Below are 17,731 nucleotides of genomic sequence, written 5' to 3'. Positions count from 1 at the left end.
TGGCCGACGTGGTGAAGTGGATCGTGCTCGCGGCCGTCCTCGTCGGGCTCCTGGTGCTGGGGCTGGCGGTCCGCCGGGTGCTGACCCGGCTGCCGCGACTGCACCGGGCCGCGCTGGGCCTGCAACGCCGCCAGGAGCAGGCCGAGGACCTCCAGCGGGTGGCGCTGGCCGTGCAGGACCGGGCGGAGGCCATGCAGCAGCAGGTCGAGACGCTCCAGCAGCGGCTCGTGCTGATCCGCGCCAAGCGCGGCGGCGAAGACTAACCTGGCGGAGAATCGCCGCAGCGCCGAGGGATAGTCCCTGCTCAGGGCCGTCGATCATGTGCTTGACGGATGCCCCAGGTTGGTCAAGACTTCACCAGCCGGCCGGAAAGTCACCAGCCTGGCGGGTGGCACTCCTTCCCGACGCACGTACGATGGGCCAGGACACACCCCTTTGCTGGACAAAACATCGAACTGGAGCTTCCATGGGCGCCCTCAAGCCGTGGCACATCTTCGTACTCGTGGCTGTGCTGGTCCTGCTCTTCGGCGCGAAGCGGCTTCCGGACGCGGCCCGGTCACTCGGCCGCTCGCTGCGGATCATCAAGGCCGAGACGAAGAGCCTTTCCGAGGACGACAAGGACCTGGCCGAGAAGGCCGACGCGCAGGCGGGGCGCCAGCCGCTGCCGGGTGACACCGTCCACCCGACCAGCGTGCACCAGCCCGGTTACCAGCCGCCCGCGGCGCCGGTCAACGACCCGGTGCAGCGCGTCCGCGACAACTGACCGGGGCCCGTCCCGTGGCCTTCGCCCTGCTGCGCCGGCGCGGTCCGAGCAGGTTCGAGCGAGCCGCCGACGGCTCGATGACCCTCATCGAGCACATCCGGGAGCTGCGCAACCGGCTGTTCAAGGCATCCCTGGGCATCGTGGTCGGCTTCGGGCTCGGCATCTGGCTGGCCGACAACGTCCGCCACCTGCTCCAGCAGCCCTACTGCGAGCTCGACGGTTCGACCGTGGACGGCAAGTGCCAGTTCACCCAGCTCGGTCCGGCGGACATCCTCCTGCTCGACCTCAAGATCGCCCTCTGGGTCGGGCTGATCGTCGCCGCACCCGTCTGGCTCTACCAACTCTGGGCGTTCATCGCCCCGGGGCTGCACCGGCACGAACGGAAGTACGCCTACATCTTCACCGCGCTCGCCGCCCCGCTCTTCGCGGCCGGCGCGGTACTGGCGTTCTTCGTGGTCTCCAAGGGGCTGGAGTTCCTGGTCGGCCTGGCCGGCGAGGACGTCGCCAACACCCTGGAGATCACCCGGTACATCTCCTTCGTCACGAACATGATCCTGATGTTCGGGGTCGCGTTCGAGTTCCCGCTCATCGTCCTGATGCTCAACTTCGTCGGGCTGGTGAGCGGCCGGAAGATGCTCGGCTGGTGGCGGATCGCCGTCTTCGTGTTCTTCCTCTTCTCGGCGATCGTCACGCCCACCCCGGACCCGTTCGGTATGACCGCGCTGGCCATTTGTCTCTGCGCGCTCTACTTCGCGGCGGTCGGGGTGGCGATGCTCAACGACCGGCGCCGGGGACGCGGCAAGGAGGTCTACGCCGGACTGGACGACGACGAGGTCTCGCCGCTCGACCTGGAACCGGATCCGGTGACCGCCGGTGAGCGGGTAGAGGCGGTCGCGCCGGTCTCCGCACCGGACCCGGTCCCGGCGCCGCAGCCGATCGACCGGCGTTACGACGACATGACCTGAGCTGTCGAAGGCGGCACGGCGGGCGGTACGGTGCTCGCCGTGACCGCCAACGATCAACTGCCCGGCTCCGTCACCGCCGGCCGGCTGGCCGACGGGTACCTGGCGGTGCTGGCCAACCCGACCGCCGGACGGGGCCGGTTCCGGGGGCTGCTGCCGGCCGTACTCGACCGGCTCGGCACGGTGGGGCGGCCGGTGCGGCTGCTCGAGGCGGGTACTCCCGGGCAGGCCAGCGCGGCCTGCCGGGCCGCCGTGGTGGACGGCGCCGCCGCCCTGGTGACGGTCGGCGGTGACGGCACGGTCCATCTGGCGCTCCAGGCGGTCGCCGGTACCGGCGTCGCCTTCGGCCCGGTCCCGGCGGGCACCGGCAACGACTTCGCGGTCGGGATGGGCTACCCGGCCGACCCGCTCGCCGCGGTCGACGCGATCGCGGCGGCGGCCGCCGCCGGCCGGACCCGCCCGGCGGATCTGGCCCGGATGACCGGTCCGGACGGCGCCCTGCGGTGGTACGGCGCGGTGCTGGCGGCCGGCTTCGACGCGCTCGTCAACGAGCGGGCCAACCGGATGTCCTGGCCGCGCGGCCCGCGCCGCTACGACCTGGCCATCCTGGTCGAGCTGGCCCGGTTGCGGCCCCGCCGCTACCTGCTCCGGCTGGACGGGGTGACCCGGGAGCTGGACGCGGTGCTGGTGGCGGTCGGCAACTGCCCCAGCTACGGCGGGGGGATGCGGATCTGCCCGACGGCCGACCCGGGCGACGGCCTGCTCGACGTGGTCTACGCCGGCCCGGTCGGCCGGACGACGCTGACCCGGATCAAGCCCCGGGTCTACCGGGGTACCCACCTGGCGCACCCGATGGTGCACACCCAGCGGGCCCGTACGGTCGAACTCGTCGCCGAGGGCATCGTGGGGTACGCCGACGGTGAACGCGCGCTGCCGCTTCCGGTGACCGTGACCGCGGTCCCCGGCGCCGTACGCCTGCTGCGCTGATCCGCCGCGCCGAGACACCCTCCCGGCCAGTCACCCGGGGGCCACGCCGGTCAGCGGCCGTTCGCGACCGCCAGGTCCACCGCCGCGGTCAGCCCGTTGACCTGCCCCGGCTCGGCCGCCGGCAGCACCAGCACGGCACAACCGGCGCCTACCGCCCCGGCATCGGCGGGGGTGTCGCCGACCATCAGGGTGCGCTCCGGGTCGACACCGAGCAGGCCACAGGCCCGGTAGAAGATAGCCGGGTCCGGCTTGCAGCGCCCGACCTCGTAAGAGAGCACGAACGCGTCGACCAGTTCGGTCAGCTCCCAGGCGTCGAAGAGCGGCCGGAGGTCGAAACCGATGTTGCTGACCACCGCCACCGGCACCTTGGCCGCGCGCAGCGCTTGCAGGGTTGCCCTGGTGTCGGCGTACGGGAGCCAGCCGTCCGGGACCAGCAGGCGGTCGTAGAGGGCCTCGGCGAGGCCGTGCACGCCGCTGTCCACCGTCTCGGCCAGTCCCACGAAGGCGGCCCGGTGGGCGGGGCCGTACAGGTCCCGTTCCGCCCACACCTCGGCCAGGTGCGGAGGGACCCGGGCCGGCAGGGGTCCGCCGGCCCGGCCGGCGGTGACCAGGCGGTCGGCCAGCGCCGTCGCCCGGGCGCGGTCCAGCGTCGCCCCGCAGGCCGCGGCGGCGGCGGTCACCCAGGCGACCGGCTCCTCCACCTGGGCGAGGGTGCCGTGGAAGTCGAAGAGCACCGCGTCCACCGGGCGCCGGGGTGGCGTTCCGGGGGCGGGATCGGAGGTTCCGCTCGACGTACGAGGCTTGGGCGGTTCGGCATGATCCGGCACGTCGTGCACCCTACCGACCGGCTCCCGGAGGCCCGCTCTACGGCCTGCCGACGTGCGACCACCCGGTACGCATTAATCTTGGGTTCATGTCGAGCCCCGCCGAGCGGTACGCCGCGGCGCGCCGCCGGGCCGCGCAGGCCAGCATGTTTCCCGCGCTTGACGAGTTCGCCCAGCAACTGGGGTTCGATCTCGACGACTTCCAGCGGGAGGCGTGTCAGGCGCTGGAGCGGGGCAGCGGTGTCCTGGTCTGCGCCCCGACCGGCGCCGGCAAGACCGTTGTCGGCGAGTTCGCCGTGCACCTGGCGCTGCGCACCGACGCCGGGGCCGATCCGGACGGACCGACCCGGAAGTGCTTCTACACGACTCCGATCAAGGCGCTGTCGAACCAGAAGTACCACGACCTGGTGGACCGGTACGGCTCCGACCAGGTGGGGCTGCTCACCGGGGACAACGCGATCAACGGGGACGCGCCGGTGGTGGTGATGACCACCGAGGTGCTGCGGAACATGCTCTACGCGGGCTCGTCGAGCCTGACCGGCCTGGCGTACGTGGTGATGGACGAGGTGCACTACCTCGCCGACCGGTTCCGGGGCGGGGTGTGGGAAGAGGTGATCATCCACCTGCCGGAGTCGGTGACCCTGGTCTCGCTCTCCGCGACGGTCTCCAACGCGGAGGAGTTCGCCGACTGGCTGATCACCGTACGCGGTGAGACCGAGGTGGTGGTCAGCGAACACCGCCCGGTGCCGCTCTGGCAGCACATGCTGGTCAACCGGCGGATGTTCGACCTGTTCCACGACGCCGACGCGGCCCGCAAACACGACGTGCACCCGGAACTGCTCCGCTACACCCGGGAGATGCTGCGCCGGCTCGAACTCGGCGACGGCCGTACGCACGGGCCGGGGTGGGGGCGCGGCGGTCCCCGGGGGCCCCGCTGGCGCGGCCCGCTCCGGGCCGACATCGTCGAGCGGCTCGACCGCGAGGGGCTGCTGCCGGCGATCCTGTTCATCTTCAGCCGGGCCGGCTGCGACGCCGCCGTCGCGCAGTGCCTCGCCGCCGGGCTGCGGCTGACCACCCCGGACGAGCGGGCCGAGATCCGCCGGGTGGTGGAGAGCCGGATCACCAGCGTCCCCGGCGAGGACCTCGCCGTGCTCGGCTACTGGGAGTGGCTCGACGGCCTCGAACGCGGCCTCGCCGCCCACCACGCCGGGATGCTGCCGGCGTTCAAGGAGGTGGTCGAGGAGCTGTTCGTCCGGGGGCTGGTGAAGGCGGTCTTCGCCACCGAGACACTGGCGCTCGGGATCAACATGCCGGCCCGCTGCGTCGTGCTGGAACGGCTGGTGAAGTTCAACGGCGAGGCGCACGTCGACCTGACGCCGGGGGAGTACACCCAGCTCACCGGCCGGGCCGGACGGCGGGGGATCGACGTCGAGGGGCACGCCGTCGTCGTCTGGTCGCCGGAGGTCGATCCCCGGCACGTGGCCGGGCTGGCCTCGACGCGTACCTACCCGCTGCGGTCCAGCTTCCGGCCGTCGTACAACATGGCGGTGAACCTGGTCGGGTCGGTGGGTGCCGCGCCCGCCCGGGAGCTGCTGGAGTCGTCGTTCGCGCAGTTCCAGGCGGACCGGTCGGTGGTCGGCCTGGCCCGGCAGGTGCAGCGCAACGTCGAGACCATCGAGGCGTACGGCGCGGAGGTGCGCTGCCACCACGGCGACTTCGACGATTACTTCGGGCTGCGGCTCGCGATCGCCGACCGGGAGCAGGCGCTGGCCCGGCAGGGGCAGTCGCAGCGCCGGGCGGCCAACCTCGCCGCGCTGGAACGGCTGCGGGTGGGTGACGTGATCCGGGTGCCGTCGGGTCGGCGGGCCGGGCTGGCGGTGGTGCTCGATCCCGGCGTCGGTGGGTTCGGCGAGCCCCGCCCGCTGGTGCTGACCCAGGACCGCTGGGCCGGCCGGATCACCCCCGGCGACTTCACCACCCCGGCCGAGGTGCTGGCCCGGATCCGGGTACCGAAGCACTTCAACCACCGCTCGCCGGCCGCCCGGCGGGATCTGGCCGCGGCGGTCAGCGGCACCGGGCTGGACCGGCACGCCCGGCGTGGTGGCCGGTCCCGGGGCGGCGGTGGCGAGGACGAGCGGCTCAGCCAACTCCGCGCCGAGCTGCGCCGGCACCCCTGCCACGGCTGCCCGGACCGGGAGGAACACGCCCGCTGGGCGGAGCGCCGCCGTCGCCTGGAGCGGGACACCGCCGAGCTGCGGCAGCGGGTCTCCGGGCGTACCGGATCGCTGACCCGGACCTTCGACCGGGTCTGCGGCATCCTCACCGCCCGTGGCTACCTCTCCGAGGCCGGCGAGGTCACCGACGCGGGCCGGATGCTCGGCCGGATCTGGACCGAGGCGGACCTGCTGGTGGCGGAGTGCCTGCGGCGCGGGGTCTGGGACGGGCTCTCCCCGGCGGAGCTGGCCTCGGCGGTCTCGGTGGTGGTCTACGAGGCGCGCCGGGACACCGACGAGCGCGCCTCGGTGCCCCGCGGGCCGGTGTCGGATGCCGTCGGCGAGACCCTGAAGATCTGGGCCGAGCTGGAGTCCGACGAGGCGGCCCGGGGGTTGGAGGTGACCCGGGAGCCCGATCTCGGCTTCGTCTGGCCGGTGTACCGGTGGGCCCGGGGCGAGGCGCTGGCGAAGGTACTGGCCAGCGGCCACAACCTGGACGGCGACATGCCGGCGGGTGACTTCGTGCGCTGGGCCCGCCAGGTGGTGGACCTGCTCGGACAGGTCGCGGACTCGGCGGGTGCCTCGGTGGAGCTGCGCGGCACGGCGCGGCAGGCGATGGCGACGATCAATCGAGGCGTACTGGCCTACCACGGCGCGACCTGACGGCCGCGCGTCTCCGGCTCGGCTGTTCAGCCAGCCGTCGTGTTCCGTCAGGCCAGCCGGCACTCCTCCAGTGATGATCTTTCCGGGCACCCTGCCCAGGGCCCTCCGGCCAGCAGAACCGCCCGAACCACCGTTGTGGCTGGTCGGACCCCAAGTGATCATCATTCGGGGGCGCGGGACCGCCGTGCGACGGCGCGAGGAGATCACCGAGATGGCCACCATCCACCACTTCCAGTACGGCTGGGTCACGCCCGTGCTGAGCTACGGACTCGCCGTCCTCGGCTCGTTCCTGGGGCTGCTCTGTGCGGTACGGGTCCGGGAGGCGACCACCCCGGGACGCCGGATCTGGTGGCTGGCGCTGGCCGCGTGGGCGATCGGCGGTACGGCCATCTGGACCATGCACTTCACCGCGATGCTCGGGTTCAGCGTCGCCGGTACCCCGATCCGGTACGACGTGCCGATGACGGTAGCCAGCGCCCTGGTCGCGGTGCTCACCGTCGGGGTCGGGCTGGTCGTGGCGGTGTTCGGGCGGGTCGCCTGGCCGCGGATCCTGCTCGGCGGGGTGTTCGCCGGGCTCGGCGTGGCCGCCATGCACTACCTGGGCATGTCGGCGTTGCGGATGCGCGGGCGGATCGACTACGAGTTCTCGCTGGTGGTGGTCTCGGTACTGATCGCGGTGGTCGCCGCGACCGCCGCGCTCTGGCTCGCCGTCAACGTACGCGGGACCTGGGCGGTGACCGGCGCCGCCTTCGTGATGGGGTTGGCGGTCAGCGGCATGCACTACACCGGGATGGCGGCGATGTCGGTGCACCCCCAGCCGTCCGCCCCGGCACCGACCGGCGCCAGCGGGGCGAACCTGCTGCTGCCGATCATGCTGATCGTCATCTTCGTGGCGTTCGTACTGTTCTACGCCCTGCTCGCCACCCCCACCGCGGACGACCGCGCCGCCTCGGCGTACCTGGCCGACCGCGCCGCCGAGCGGCTGGCGGCCGACCGGGTGGCGGCCGAGCGGCGCGGTACGGAGCAGACCGCCGCAGGCGCGGCCGAGCGCTCCGCCCCGACCTCCGGTCCGGGCCGGCGCTTCAAGACCCGCCAGCCCTTCTGACCTCCCGCGCCTCGGCGGGCCGCTCTCCCCGACACCCGTGCAGACGGCACCGGCCGGCACCGCGGCGGGCGGCACGGGGTCGCCGGCGGGCCGCGTCAGGCGGGCACGCTGTTGCCGGCGAGGGCGTCGACCAGCCGGCGGCACGGGCCGGCGAGGTTCCACTGCTCGGCGAGCGCGAGCAGCCGGTCGGGGTCGGCCGGCGCCGCCGGCAGGGTGGGATCCAACGGTGGTAGCGGCACGTCCAGGGCCACCCGGACCACCGTCGGCGCGACGGCCAGATAGTCCCGGGCCGCGTTCAGCTTGGTCCGCAGCCCGGGCGCGAAGCCGGAGGACGGGTCGTCGAGCGCGGCGAGGATGCCGTCCAGGCCGCCGTACCGGTCGACGAGCCGGGCGGCGGTCTTCTCGCCGACCCCGGCCACCCCGGGCAGGCCGTCGCTGGGGTCGCCCCGCAGCGCGGCGAAGTCGGCGTATCCGGCGGCCGGCACGCCGTACTTGGTCCGGACGGCGGTGTCGTCGCAGTCCTCCAGTTTCGCCACGCCCCGGCCGCAGTAGAGCAGCCGTACCGGCCGGCTGTCGTCGATGAGCTGGAACAGGTCCCGGTCGCCGGAGGCCACCTCCACCGGTGCCGGCGAGGTCGCGGCCAGCGTGCCGAGTACGTCGTCGGCCTCGTAGCCGTCCACCCCGATCGCCGGGATACCGATCGCGGCCAGCAGTTCGAGGATCAGCGGCACCTGTGGGGAGAGGGTGTCCGGCACCACCTCGCCGCCCTCCGGCGCCACCCGGTGCGCCTTGTACGACGGCAGCAGGGCCACCCGCCAGGCTGGGCGCCAGTCGTAGTCCAGCGCGCAGACCAGCCGGTCGGGCCGGCGGGTGCGGATCAGGGTCGCCAGCATGTCCAGGAAGCCCCGGACGGCGTTGACCGGGCTGCCGTCCGGCGCCTTGGCGGCCGATTCCGGGATGCCGAAGTAGGCCCGGAAGTAGAGGCTCGGTGCGTCGATGAGGAGCAGGGGGCGGCTGTCGTTCACCCGGACAGCCTGGCACAGCACCGCCCACCCCGGTCGCAGGCCCCTTGACGGCGGGTCGACGGCACCCGCTCCGACCGGTCGGGAGACGCTCCGCCACCGGGGCGGGCACGACGGTGTCGCGGTGCGGCGACGGAAGCGGCCCGGATCCCACCGCTGGCATTCCAGCCGTCGGATCCGGGCCGCTTCTCGGGGCGCCGCCTGCGGTTCATGCGGGGGTGGGGGAGCGGGGTGGGGCTGGCGGGTTCAGCGCCGGACCGCGGTTTGGCGCAGCATCGGGAAGAGCGCGGCGGCGACCACGAGGTGCATCACGCCCAGCAGGATCTTGGTGTCCACGGTGGCCAGCTCGATGCCGAGCGGCACGTAGGACAGCGCCAGGACCACGGTGGCGAGGACGGCCCAGATCTGCCGGGCCCGGCGGGTGAAGCGCTCGAGCAGGGCCAGACTGCCCCAGCCCAGCAGCCCGAACACCGCGGTGATGACGACGATCTCGGCCACGATCAGCGGGTGCGGCACCGGGTTGCCCGGGGCGGTGAGCACGAAGTCGGTGCCGAAGGCACGCCCACCCAGGTAGATCGCGCTGTTGACCAGCACTGCGGCGCCGACGGCACCGAGCCGGAGCCGGCGGACCCGACCCTTGCCGGGGGCGGCGGTGACGGTCGGGGTGATCGGCTGGGCGGTGGTCATGGTGGTCATCTCGGAACTCCTCGGTGTGTCGAAGATCTGGTCGCCGGCTCCCGGTGGCGCCGGCCGTGGGAGAACTCTTTCACCGACAACTTTTCTTGTCAAGACACATCGCCTTGTCGGTTGCCGATCCCTTTCCTGGCTCCGGGACTCCGCCGGAACGCGGAGTCGAGGTGCCGGGCGGAGATGTTTTCCGGGCTGTCCCGGCGGTCGAATGCGCCCGAACGACCGTTAAGCTAAGGAGGTGGGTGACGAAGACCTCTATCCGCCGCACCGGCTGGCGGCAGCCCAGGAAGCCACTGCCGAAGCCGGCCTGGACGCCCTGCTCATCCCGCCGGGCTCCGACCTGCGCTACCTGACCGGCTACCACGCGCACGCGCTCGAACGGCTCACCTGCCTGGTGCTGCCGGCGACCGGTACGCCCACGCTCGTCGTACCGACCCTGGAGCGGCCGGCCGCCGAGGCGTCACCGGCGCCGCGCACGGGCGTACGCATCGTCGACCATCCGGACGGCACCGACCCGTACCCGCTGGTGGTGCGGGCCCTCGGCGGCCCCGTCGGCGCGGTCGGGCTCGGCGACCGGATGTGGGCCGAGCAGGTGCTCGCGCTGCGGGCCGCGCTGCCCGGCACCACCCAGCGGCTCGCCGGCGAGGTGTTGCGGGGGCTGCGGCTGCGCAAGTCGCCGGCCGAGGTGGCGGCGCTGCGGGAGGCCGGCGCCGCGATCGACGCGGTACACGACCGGATGGCCGAGTGGCTACGCGCCGGCCGGACCGAGGCGCAGGTCGCCGCCGACATCTCGGTCGGGATCAGGGAGGCCGGCCACGCCACCGCCGACTTCGCGATCGTCGCCGCCGGCCCGAACGGGGCCAGTCCGCACCACGGCACCTCCGACCGGGTGATCGGGATCGGCGAACCGGTGGTCGTCGACATCGGCGGGACCATGCCGTCCGGATACTGCTCGGACTCCACCCGGTGCTACGTGATCGGCACCCCTCCACCCGAGTTCACCGACTACTACCAGGTGCTGCACGCGGCTCAGCGAGCCGCGGTCGGGGCGGTACGGCCCGGGGTCAGCGCGGCGGCGATCGACTCGGTCGCCCGCGAGGTCATCGCGGACGCCGGCTACGGTGCCGCCTTCCTGCACCGCACCGGGCACGGGATCGGGCTGGACGGGCACGAGGACCCGTACCTGGTCGCCGGCAACGAGCTGCCGCTGGAGCCGGGGATGGCGTTCTCCATCGAGCCGGGGATCTACCTGTCCGGCCGGCACGGCGCCCGGATCGAGGACATCGTGGTCTGCACCCCGGACGGGGTGGAGCGGCTCAACACCATCTCCCGGGAGTTGGTGCGGCTATGACGGTCGACCGGATCCTGCCCACCGACGAGGCGTACGAACTGCTCGACCTCGTCACCGAGCTCGCCGACCGGGAACTCGCGCCCCGGGTTGCCGACTTCGAACGGCGTGGCGTGTTTCCCCGCGAGCTGCTGCGTACCCTCGGCCGGGCCGGACTGCTCGGGTTGCCGTACCCGGAGGAGTACGGCGGCGCGGCGCAGCCGTACGAGGTCTACCTCCAGGTGCTGGAGATCCTGGCCAGCCGCTGGCTGGCGGTGGCCGAGGCGGTCAGCGTGCACACCCTGTCCTGCTATCCGGTGGCCACCTACGGCGGCGAACAGGTACGCAAGCTGCTGCCGGACATGATCGGCGGCGAGCTGCTGGGTGCGTACTGTCTCTCCGAGCCGCAGGGCGGCTCGGACGCGGCCGCCCTGACCACCCGGGCCAGGCGGGACGGCGCCGACTACCTCGTCTCCGGCACCAAGGCCTGGATCACGCATGCCGGCAACGCCGACTTCTACAACATCTTCTGCCGCACCGGCGGTCCCGGCGCCCGGGGCATCTCCTGCCTGCTCGCCGACGCCGGCACCGCCGGGATCGTCCCGCAGACCCCGGAACGCACCATGGGGCTGCGCTCGTCGCCGATCGCGCAGATCGCCTTCGACGACGCCCGGGTCCCGGCCGACCGGCTGGTCGGTGCCGAGGGGGAGGGGTTCCGGATCGCACTGTCGGCACTGGACAGCGGCCGGCTGGGCATCGCGGCCTGCGCCGTGGGGCTGGCCCAGGCGGCGCTGGACTACGCGGTCGACTACGCCCGGCAGCGGGAACAGTTCGGCCAGCCGATCATCGACTTCCAGGGACTGGGCTTCCTCCTGGCCGACCTGGCGACCCAGGTGTCGGCGGCCCGGGCGCTGACCCTGGCCGCGGCCCGGCTGCGGGACGCGGGGCGGTCGTACTCGACCGAGGCGGCCAAGGCGAAGCTCTTCGCCACCGACACCGCGATGCGGGTCACCACCGACGCGGTGCAGGTGCTCGGCGGCGCCGGCTACGTGGCGGACCATCCGGTCGAGCGGTACATGCGGGAGGCGAAGGTGTTGCAGATCGTCGAGGGGACCAACCAGATCCAGCGCCTGGTGATAGCCCGCTCGCTGGCCCGCTGACCACCGTCGTCCCGGCCCGCCGGCCGGAGCCTTCCCGGCCCGCCGGGGAGGCTCCGGCCGAGCGTGGGGCCGCCGCCAGCTATCGACCTGATAACGCGCGGCGGCGACCCGGCCGGTTCGAGGTCGTCCGGACCACCCTTTACCGGTAGGTTGCACGCCGTGGAGGAGACCGATCGGGCCATCGTGGCGGCTCTGGCCGCCGACGGCCGGCTGTCGTACACGGATCTGGCCGAGCGGGTGGGGCTGTCGGTGTCCGCGGTGCACCAGCGGGTCCGCCGGCTGGAGCAGCGCGGTGTGATCAAGGGGTACGCGGCGCGGATCTCGTTCGAGGCGATCGACCTGCCGTTGAGCGCGTTCGTGGCGATCCGGCCACTGGACCCGTCGCAGCCGGACGACGCACCGGACCGGCTGGCCCACCTGCCGGAGATCGACTCGTGCTACTCGGTGGCGGGGGAGGACTTCTACCTGCTGCTGGTCCGGGTGGCCAGTCCGGTGGACCTGGAGCGGGTACTCCAGGAGATCCGTACCGCCGCGAACGTCACCACCAGGACGACCGTGGTGCTCTCCATCCCGTACGAGAGCCGCCCGCCGAAGCTGCCGGCGGAGTCGAAGCTCAGTTCGGAGCCGGGGACGGCCCGGCTGCGGGCGCTCCCGCCCGACCCGGCGAGTTCCAGCGCAGGATGACCGGTCGGCCGTGCTCGTAGCCGAGCGTGGAGACCGTGGCGGTGTCCAGGCGCAGCCGCCCGCCGCCGCTGGCCGGTAGCCCGATCCAGCGCGCCCCGGCCACCCGCAGGCTGTGCCCGTGCGCCACCAGGGCCACGTCACCGGTGTCGAGCAGCGCCGTCGCCCGGGCCAGTACCCGGTCCAGCCGGGCACCGACCCGCTCCGGGGACTCACCACCGGGGCAGCCGTCGGTCCAGAGCACCCAGTCCGGGCGCTCCCGCCGGATCTCGTTGGTGGTCAGCCCCTCGTAGTCCCCGTAGTTCCACTCGCTGAGATCGTCGTCGACCTCCGTCACGTGCAGTCCGGCGAGTTCGGCGGTACGCAGTGCCCGCCGCCGGGGGCTGGAGAGCACGGCGGCGAAGGTCCGCTCGCCGAGTTCGGCGGCCACCTCCCGGGCCTGCCGCTCACCGTCCGGGGTCAGTTCCAGATCGGTGTACGAGGTGTGTCGGTGACTGGCACTCCAGGTGGTCTCGCCGTGGCGGATGAGGATGATCTCGGCCATCCCTCCAGTCAACCACCTCCGGTACCGCCCGCTTGACCTAGCATCCTAGGACGCATTAGGAGAGGTGGCACGCCCCGCAAGGCAAGACCGAAAGCACGGCCACCGGACAGGGAGTGCGACCTTTGGGAGCCTTCACGGGGTTTGGGGCGATCAGGCAGGTTTCATTACACCCTCGTCGGGCAACTCACTTGCGGGCCAGCCGCCGTGAGCGGCGCCATCGAGGTGAGGAGTGCGACATGAGTGCCATGGACAAGATGCGCAACAAGGCGGAGGAGCTGAAGGGCGCCGCCAAGGAACGGATGGGCGACCGGAGCAACAACGAGCAGATGCGTGGCGAGGGCGCCTCCGAGCAGATGCAGGCCAAGGCGAAGCAGGCCGGCTCCAACGTGAAGGAAGCCGGCCGCGACGCCAAGCAGGCGTTCGACCGTTGACGGTCGCCCGTCCTCAGTGAACCTTCTCCGACCTCCCCTTGCGGGCCGTAGGTGGAAGTCGGGGCGCGCGCCGCGCTGTCCAGGCGGAGAAGGTTCAGTGACCGGCCTGAGTGCCGTGCCGGGCCCACCAGGCCCGGCCGGCCTCGGGCAGGGTGTCGATCGGGTCGTAGTAGGCGTACCGCCGGTCCAGGGCGGTGAGGTCGTCCGACTCGATCGACGTCCGGTAGTTCTTGGTCCAGTACGAGATGCCGCGCTCGCGGTCGTACTCGGTGACCATGTGCACCCAGCGCTTGCCCACGAAGGGCACGTCGCAGACGATCCGTGGGGTGGCGTAGCCGGGCAGGTAGCCCATCATGTCGTGCTGGAGCCGCTGGGCGTGCCAGACCGGTACCCGCCAGTGTTCGGCGTTCGGGATCATGTCGCACATGTAGAAGTAGTACGGCAGGATTCCCGCTTCCCCCTGTAGTGCGAAGCAGAGGTCGAGCAGGTCGGCGGCGGTCGCGTTGACGCCGCGCATCAGTACCCCCTGGTTGCGTACGTCGCGGACCCCGACCTCCAGTGCGGTCTGGGCGGCCCGGGCAACCAGCGGGGTGAGCGACTGGGCGTGGTTGACGTGGGTGTGGATGGCGAGGTTGACGCCGCGCCGGGCGGCGGTCCGGGCGACCCGTTCGAGTCCCTCCACCACCTCGGGCTGGAGCCAGTGCTGGGGGAGTCCGGCGAGTGCCTTGGTGGCGAGCCGGATGTCCCGGATCGTCTCGATCTCCAGTAGCCGCATCAGGTACGACTCGAGGTTGCGCCACGGCACGTTGGCGACGTCGCCGCCGGAGACCACCACGTCCCGGACGCCGGGGTGGGCGCGCAGGTAGTCGATGTGCGCGTCGTACCGGTCGACGGGCTTGAGGCGCAGCCGGAGCTTGTCGACGGTCGGGGTGGAGTTGCCGACGAGGTCCATCCGGGTGCAGTGCCCGCAGTACTGGGGGCAGGTGGAGAGCAGTTCGGCGAGGACCTTGGTGGGGTAGCGGTGGGTGAGGCCCTCGGCGACCCACATGTCGTGTTCGTGCAGCGAGTCGCGGGTGGCGTACGGGTGGGAGGGAAAGTCGGTGCGCCGGTCGGTGGCGAGCGGCAGCATGTAGCGCCGGATCGGGTCGGCGCGGAAGGCGTCGACGGTGATCGGGCCGTCCGGCACCATCGTGTTGAGCATCTGCGGCGGGACCAGCATCGACATGGTGGCCCGGGTGTCCTGGTCGGCGGTGAGGTCGGCGTAGCAGGTGTCGTCGACGGCCTCGCCGAGCACGGCGCGGAGCTGCTTGACGTTCTTGACGCAGTTGGCGCGCTGCCACTGGGCGGATTCCCACTGCTCCCGGGTCACCTGTCGCCAGCCGGGGAAGCGGGTCCAGTCGGGTTCGACCAGGGCGCGGCGGCGGTATTCGTACGGCTGGCCGGTGGTGGGCGCCTCGGCCGGGCCGGGGTGCGCCGGGCCGCTGGGGTTGCGGGGGGCGAGCACGGCGGTTGCCGGTTCGACCTGGGTCACGGCGCCTCCTCCAGTTTCGGGTGCCGGCAGGGGCCGGTGCGGCCTGGACCTCGAACGCTACTGGAAGATTTCCCGTCTAGGAAATATCCTGCCGTAAGTTTTCCTGTTCCTGGCGGGCCTGAAGGGCTGATGCCCCGCCGGACGGGCCGTCGGGAGGAGGCAGCGGTGGGCACGACGCCGGGAGGTGTGGCGGTCACGTCGGCGGTCGGCTTGCGCCGGGTGCTGGAGCCGGCCGGGGTACTGCCGCAGGCGGCGTACCGGCTGGACACCCGGGGCGAGATCGCCGCCGACGAGGTCCGGATCCGGGTGGAGCGGCTGAACCTGGACGCGGCGAGCTTCCGGCAGTTGTCGGAGAAGCACGGCGGGGACGGTGCGGCGGTCCGGACCGAGGTGCTGGAGATCATCCGAGAGCGCGGCAAGATGCACAATCCGGTCACCGGGTCCGGCGGGATGCTGGTCGGCACGGTCGCCGAGGTCGGCCCGGAGTCGCCGCTGCCGGTCAAGCCCGGTGACCGGGTGGCGACGCTGGTCTCGCTGACCCTGACCCCGCTGGCGATCACCGACGGGCTCGCCGGCTGGGACGGCCGCTCCGAGCAGGTGCCGTGCACCGGGCACGCGATCCTGTTCGCCCGGTCGATCGTGGCCGTACTCCCGGACGACCTCGACCCCCGGCTGAGCCTGGCGGTCTTCGACGTCTGCGGTGCGCCGGCGCTGACCGCCCGGACGGTGCGCGGCTACCCGACACCCCGGGTCGCGGTGCTCGGCGGGGCCGGCAAGAGCGGCTCGCTGGCGCTGGCCGCCGCCCGGCAGGCGGGTGCCGGCCGGACCGTCGGGGTGGTGCCGGTACCGGCCGAGCAGGACCGGCTGCTCGCCACCGGGCTCGCCGACGAGGTGGTACTCGCCGACGCCCGGGACCCGGTGGGGTTGGCGGCGGCGGTGACCGGCGCGTTGGGCGGGCCGGCGGACGTCACAGTGGTCTGTGTCGACGTGCCCGGCTGCGAGCACGGCGCGATCCTGGCCACCGCCGACGGCGGGACGGTGGTCTTCTTCTCGATGGCCACGAGTTTCGCCTCGGCGGCGCTCGGTGCGGAAGGGCTGGCCGCCGACGTGACGATGCTGATCGGCAACGGCTACCTGCCGGGGCATGCCGAGTACGCGTTGTCGCTGCTGCGTACGGTGCCCGGAGTGCGCGCGCTCTTCACGGACCGGCTCGCGGCAGACTGATGCCATGACGAACCCCTCGACTCTCTACCGTGGCGGCCGGTTGTACTGTCCGGCCGATCCGCATGCGACCGCGCTGCTGGTCCGGGACGGCCGGATCGACTGGCTCGGTGCCGATGCCGACGCCCCGGCGGCCGACCGGGTGGTGGAGCTGGACGGCGCGCTGGTGACCCCGGCGTTCGTGGACGCGCACGTGCACGCCACCGACACCGGGCTGGCGCTGGCCGGGCTGGACCTGTCCGGGGCGCGGTCGGCCGCGGACGTCTGTGCGGCGGTCGCCGGGTTTGCGGCGGGGTTGCCGGCCGACGCGGTGGTGCTGGGACACGGCTGGGACGAGTCGGGCTGGTCGGACCGGCGGATGCCGGAGGCGGCGGAGCTGGACCGGGCGGCCGGTGGCCGGCGGGTGTACCTGTCCCAGGCGTCGATCCATTCCGCGCTCTGCTCGTCGGCGCTGCTGGCGGCGGTGCCGGAGGTGGCCGGGATTCCCGGCTACGACCCGTCGGGGTGGCTGCGCCGGGACGCCCACCACCTGGTGCGGGAGCTGGCGTTGGGTTCGGTGACCGACGCCCAGCGCCGGTCGGCGCAGCGGCTGGCGTTGCGCCGGGCGGCGTCGTTGGGGATCGCGGCGGTGCACGAGTGCGGCGGTCCGGACATCTCCGGCGAGGCGGATTTCACCACGCTGCTGTCCCTCTCCGGTGGCGACGGTCCGGAGGTGTACGGCTACTGGGGCGAGCTGATGGGTGCGGAGCGGGCCCGTGCGCTGGGTGCGGTCGGTGCCGGCGGTGACCTGTTCGCCGACGGGGCGCTGGGTGCGCGTACGGCGCACCTGTCGGTGCCGTACGACGACGGTGAGCCGGGAGCGTGCGGGCACGGCTACCTGACGGCGGAGCAGGTGCGGGACCATCTGCTGGACTGTGCGGCGCACGGGGTGCAGGGCGGTTTCCACGCGATCGGGGACGCGGCGATCAACACGGTGCTGTCCGGGTTCGCCGGTGCGGCGCAGGTGCTCGGGGTGGAGCGGTTGCGGGCGGCCCGGCACCGCGTCGAGCATGCCGAGATCATGAGCAAGCGCCTGATCGCCGGCTTCGTCGAGTACGGGATCGTGGCGAGCATGCAGCCGGCGTTCGACCGGTTGTGGGGCGGCGAGCGGCGGATGTACGCGTCGCGGTTGGGTGTGCGGCGGTCGCTGGAGTCGAATCCGATGGGTGCGATGCACGGGGTCGGGGTGACGCTGGCGTTCGGTTCGGATTCGCCGGTGACGCCGCTGGATCCGTGGGGTTCGGTGCGGGCGGCGGTGGCGCACTTCAACCCGGCGCAGCGGATGAGTGTGCGGGCGGCGTTCGCGGCGCACACCCGGGGTGGCTGGCGGGCGGTGCCGGCGGGCGCGGGTGGCCGGGATCCCCGGCTGACCGAGGGCGTGCTGGTGCCGGGGGCGGCGGCGACGTTCGCGGTCTGGTCGGCGCCGGCCGGGGTGGACGGTGGGCTGCCGGTGCTGGTGTCGGCGAGCCCGGAGGAGCGCGGGCCGGACGATCCGACGCCGCTGCCGACGTGCCGCCGGACGGTGCTGCGCGGTTCGGTGATCTACGACGGGGAGGACGCGTCGTGAC

Annotated in this window: 17 protein-coding genes; 12 read left to right on the top strand and 5 right to left on the bottom strand. The window is 72.9% G+C overall.

The features are described 5' to 3' along the window. Positions 1 to 8 precede the first annotated feature (8 nt). The 4 genes from AAH979_RS26165 to AAH979_RS26150 all read left to right on the top strand — a co-directional run bounded on the left by AAH979_RS26165 (position 9) and on the right by AAH979_RS26150 (position 2,712). The gene (locus tag AAH979_RS26165; protein WP_346260770.1) at positions 9 to 263 is read left to right on the top strand and encodes a hypothetical protein; all 255 of its coding nucleotides are present in this window, start codon (positions 9 to 11) and stop codon (positions 261 to 263) included. 203 nt (positions 264 to 466) lie between these two features. After that, positions 467 to 763 (top strand): Sec-independent protein translocase subunit TatA, encoded by a 297-nt coding sequence (gene tatA, locus AAH979_RS26160; protein ID WP_318397170.1) that lies wholly within the window; start codon positions 467 to 469, stop codon positions 761 to 763. 14 nt (positions 764 to 777) lie between these two features. Further along, positions 778 to 1,728 carry a twin-arginine translocase subunit TatC gene (gene tatC, locus AAH979_RS26155; RefSeq protein WP_346260769.1) on the top strand — a complete coding sequence of 317 codons (951 nt, stop codon included), beginning with the start codon at positions 778 to 780 and terminating at the stop codon, positions 1,726 to 1,728. Positions 1,729 to 1,812: 84 nt separating this feature from the next. Then, positions 1,813 to 2,712, top strand: coding sequence for a diacylglycerol kinase family protein (locus AAH979_RS26150; protein WP_346260792.1), 900 nt, complete (start codon positions 1,813 to 1,815; stop codon positions 2,710 to 2,712). 50 nt (positions 2,713 to 2,762) lie between these two features. Here the strand turns inward: AAH979_RS26150 and AAH979_RS26145 are convergent, their stop codons facing one another. Next, positions 2,763 to 3,455 carry an HAD-IA family hydrolase gene (locus AAH979_RS26145; RefSeq protein WP_346260791.1) on the bottom strand — a complete coding sequence of 231 codons (693 nt, stop codon included), beginning with the start codon at positions 3,453 to 3,455 and terminating at the stop codon, positions 2,763 to 2,765. Between the two features lie 170 nt (positions 3,456 to 3,625). On the opposite strand from AAH979_RS26145, the gene AAH979_RS26140 reads away from it, so the two are divergent. Together AAH979_RS26140 and AAH979_RS26135 are read left to right on the top strand one after the other, a co-directional pair. Continuing rightward, positions 3,626 to 6,412: a DEAD/DEAH box helicase gene (locus AAH979_RS26140; protein WP_346260768.1), complete on the top strand. Its 2,787-nt coding sequence runs from the start codon at positions 3,626 to 3,628 to the stop codon at positions 6,410 to 6,412. A 184-nt stretch (positions 6,413 to 6,596) separates the two neighbouring features. Then, positions 6,597 to 7,517 carry an MHYT domain-containing protein gene (locus tag AAH979_RS26135; RefSeq protein WP_346260767.1) on the top strand — a complete coding sequence of 307 codons (921 nt, stop codon included), beginning with the start codon at positions 6,597 to 6,599 and terminating at the stop codon, positions 7,515 to 7,517. Between the two features lie 95 nt (positions 7,518 to 7,612). Here AAH979_RS26135 and AAH979_RS26130 read toward each other — a convergent pair whose 3' ends face one another. Further along, complete coding sequence (locus AAH979_RS26130; protein WP_346260766.1) at positions 7,613 to 8,542, bottom strand: 5'-3' exonuclease; 930 nt, start codon at positions 8,540 to 8,542, stop codon at positions 7,613 to 7,615. A 243-nt stretch (positions 8,543 to 8,785) separates the two neighbouring features. Continuing rightward, on the bottom strand, positions 8,786 to 9,235 hold the full coding sequence (locus AAH979_RS26125) for a DUF6069 family protein (RefSeq protein ID WP_346260765.1): 450 nt from the start codon (positions 9,233 to 9,235) through the stop codon (positions 8,786 to 8,788). Between the two features lie 232 nt (positions 9,236 to 9,467). On the opposite strand from AAH979_RS26125, the gene AAH979_RS26120 reads away from it, so the two are divergent. The 3 genes from AAH979_RS26120 to AAH979_RS26110 all read left to right on the top strand — a co-directional run bounded on the left by AAH979_RS26120 (position 9,468) and on the right by AAH979_RS26110 (position 12,400). Beyond that, on the top strand, positions 9,468 to 10,580 hold the full coding sequence (locus AAH979_RS26120) for a Xaa-Pro peptidase family protein (protein WP_346260764.1): 1,113 nt from the start codon (positions 9,468 to 9,470) through the stop codon (positions 10,578 to 10,580). Beyond that, positions 10,577 to 11,716 carry an acyl-CoA dehydrogenase family protein gene (locus AAH979_RS26115; RefSeq protein WP_346260763.1) on the top strand — a complete coding sequence of 380 codons (1,140 nt, stop codon included), beginning with the start codon at positions 10,577 to 10,579 and terminating at the stop codon, positions 11,714 to 11,716. The genes AAH979_RS26120 and AAH979_RS26115 overlap by 4 nt, the downstream gene beginning before the upstream one ends. A 159-nt stretch (positions 11,717 to 11,875) precedes the next feature. Continuing rightward, entirely contained in the window at positions 11,876 to 12,400 is a 525-nt protein-coding gene (locus AAH979_RS26110; protein WP_346260762.1) for an Lrp/AsnC family transcriptional regulator, read from the top strand. On the opposite strand, the gene AAH979_RS26105 is transcribed toward AAH979_RS26110, so the two are convergent. After that, on the bottom strand, positions 12,330 to 12,941 hold the full coding sequence (locus tag AAH979_RS26105) for a histidine phosphatase family protein (protein ID WP_346260761.1): 612 nt from the start codon (positions 12,939 to 12,941) through the stop codon (positions 12,330 to 12,332). The two genes, AAH979_RS26110 and AAH979_RS26105, sit on opposite strands and share 71 nt — an antisense overlap. Before the next feature lie 236 nt (positions 12,942 to 13,177). Here AAH979_RS26105 and AAH979_RS26100 point away from each other — a divergent pair, with 236 nt between their 5' ends. Further along, a complete protein-coding gene (locus AAH979_RS26100) occupies positions 13,178 to 13,372 on the top strand; it encodes a CsbD family protein (RefSeq protein ID WP_318397160.1) in 195 nt (64 codons plus the stop codon). Between the two features lie 94 nt (positions 13,373 to 13,466). Here the strand turns inward: AAH979_RS26100 and AAH979_RS26095 are convergent, their stop codons facing one another. Continuing rightward, a complete protein-coding gene (locus AAH979_RS26095) occupies positions 13,467 to 14,876 on the bottom strand; it encodes a lysine 2,3-aminomutase (protein ID WP_346260790.1) in 1,410 nt (469 codons plus the stop codon). A gap of 213 nt (positions 14,877 to 15,089) precedes the next feature. Here AAH979_RS26095 and AAH979_RS26090 point away from each other — a divergent pair, with 213 nt between their 5' ends. Both AAH979_RS26090 and AAH979_RS26085 read left to right on the top strand, forming a co-directional pair. After that, positions 15,090 to 16,127 carry a zinc-binding alcohol dehydrogenase gene (locus tag AAH979_RS26090; protein ID WP_346260789.1) on the top strand — a complete coding sequence of 346 codons (1,038 nt, stop codon included), beginning with the start codon at positions 15,090 to 15,092 and terminating at the stop codon, positions 16,125 to 16,127. Between the two features lie 4 nt (positions 16,128 to 16,131). After that, on the top strand, positions 16,132 to 17,730 hold the full coding sequence (locus AAH979_RS26085) for an amidohydrolase family protein (protein WP_346260760.1): 1,599 nt from the start codon (positions 16,132 to 16,134) through the stop codon (positions 17,728 to 17,730). Position 17,731 lies beyond the last annotated feature (1 nt).

Origin of the sequence: Plantactinospora sp. ZYX-F-223 (genome assembly GCF_039649625.1) — a bacterium.
GTDB lineage: Bacteria > Actinomycetota > Actinomycetes > Mycobacteriales > Micromonosporaceae > Plantactinospora.
This window is presented reverse-complemented; position numbering and strand designations above follow the sequence as displayed.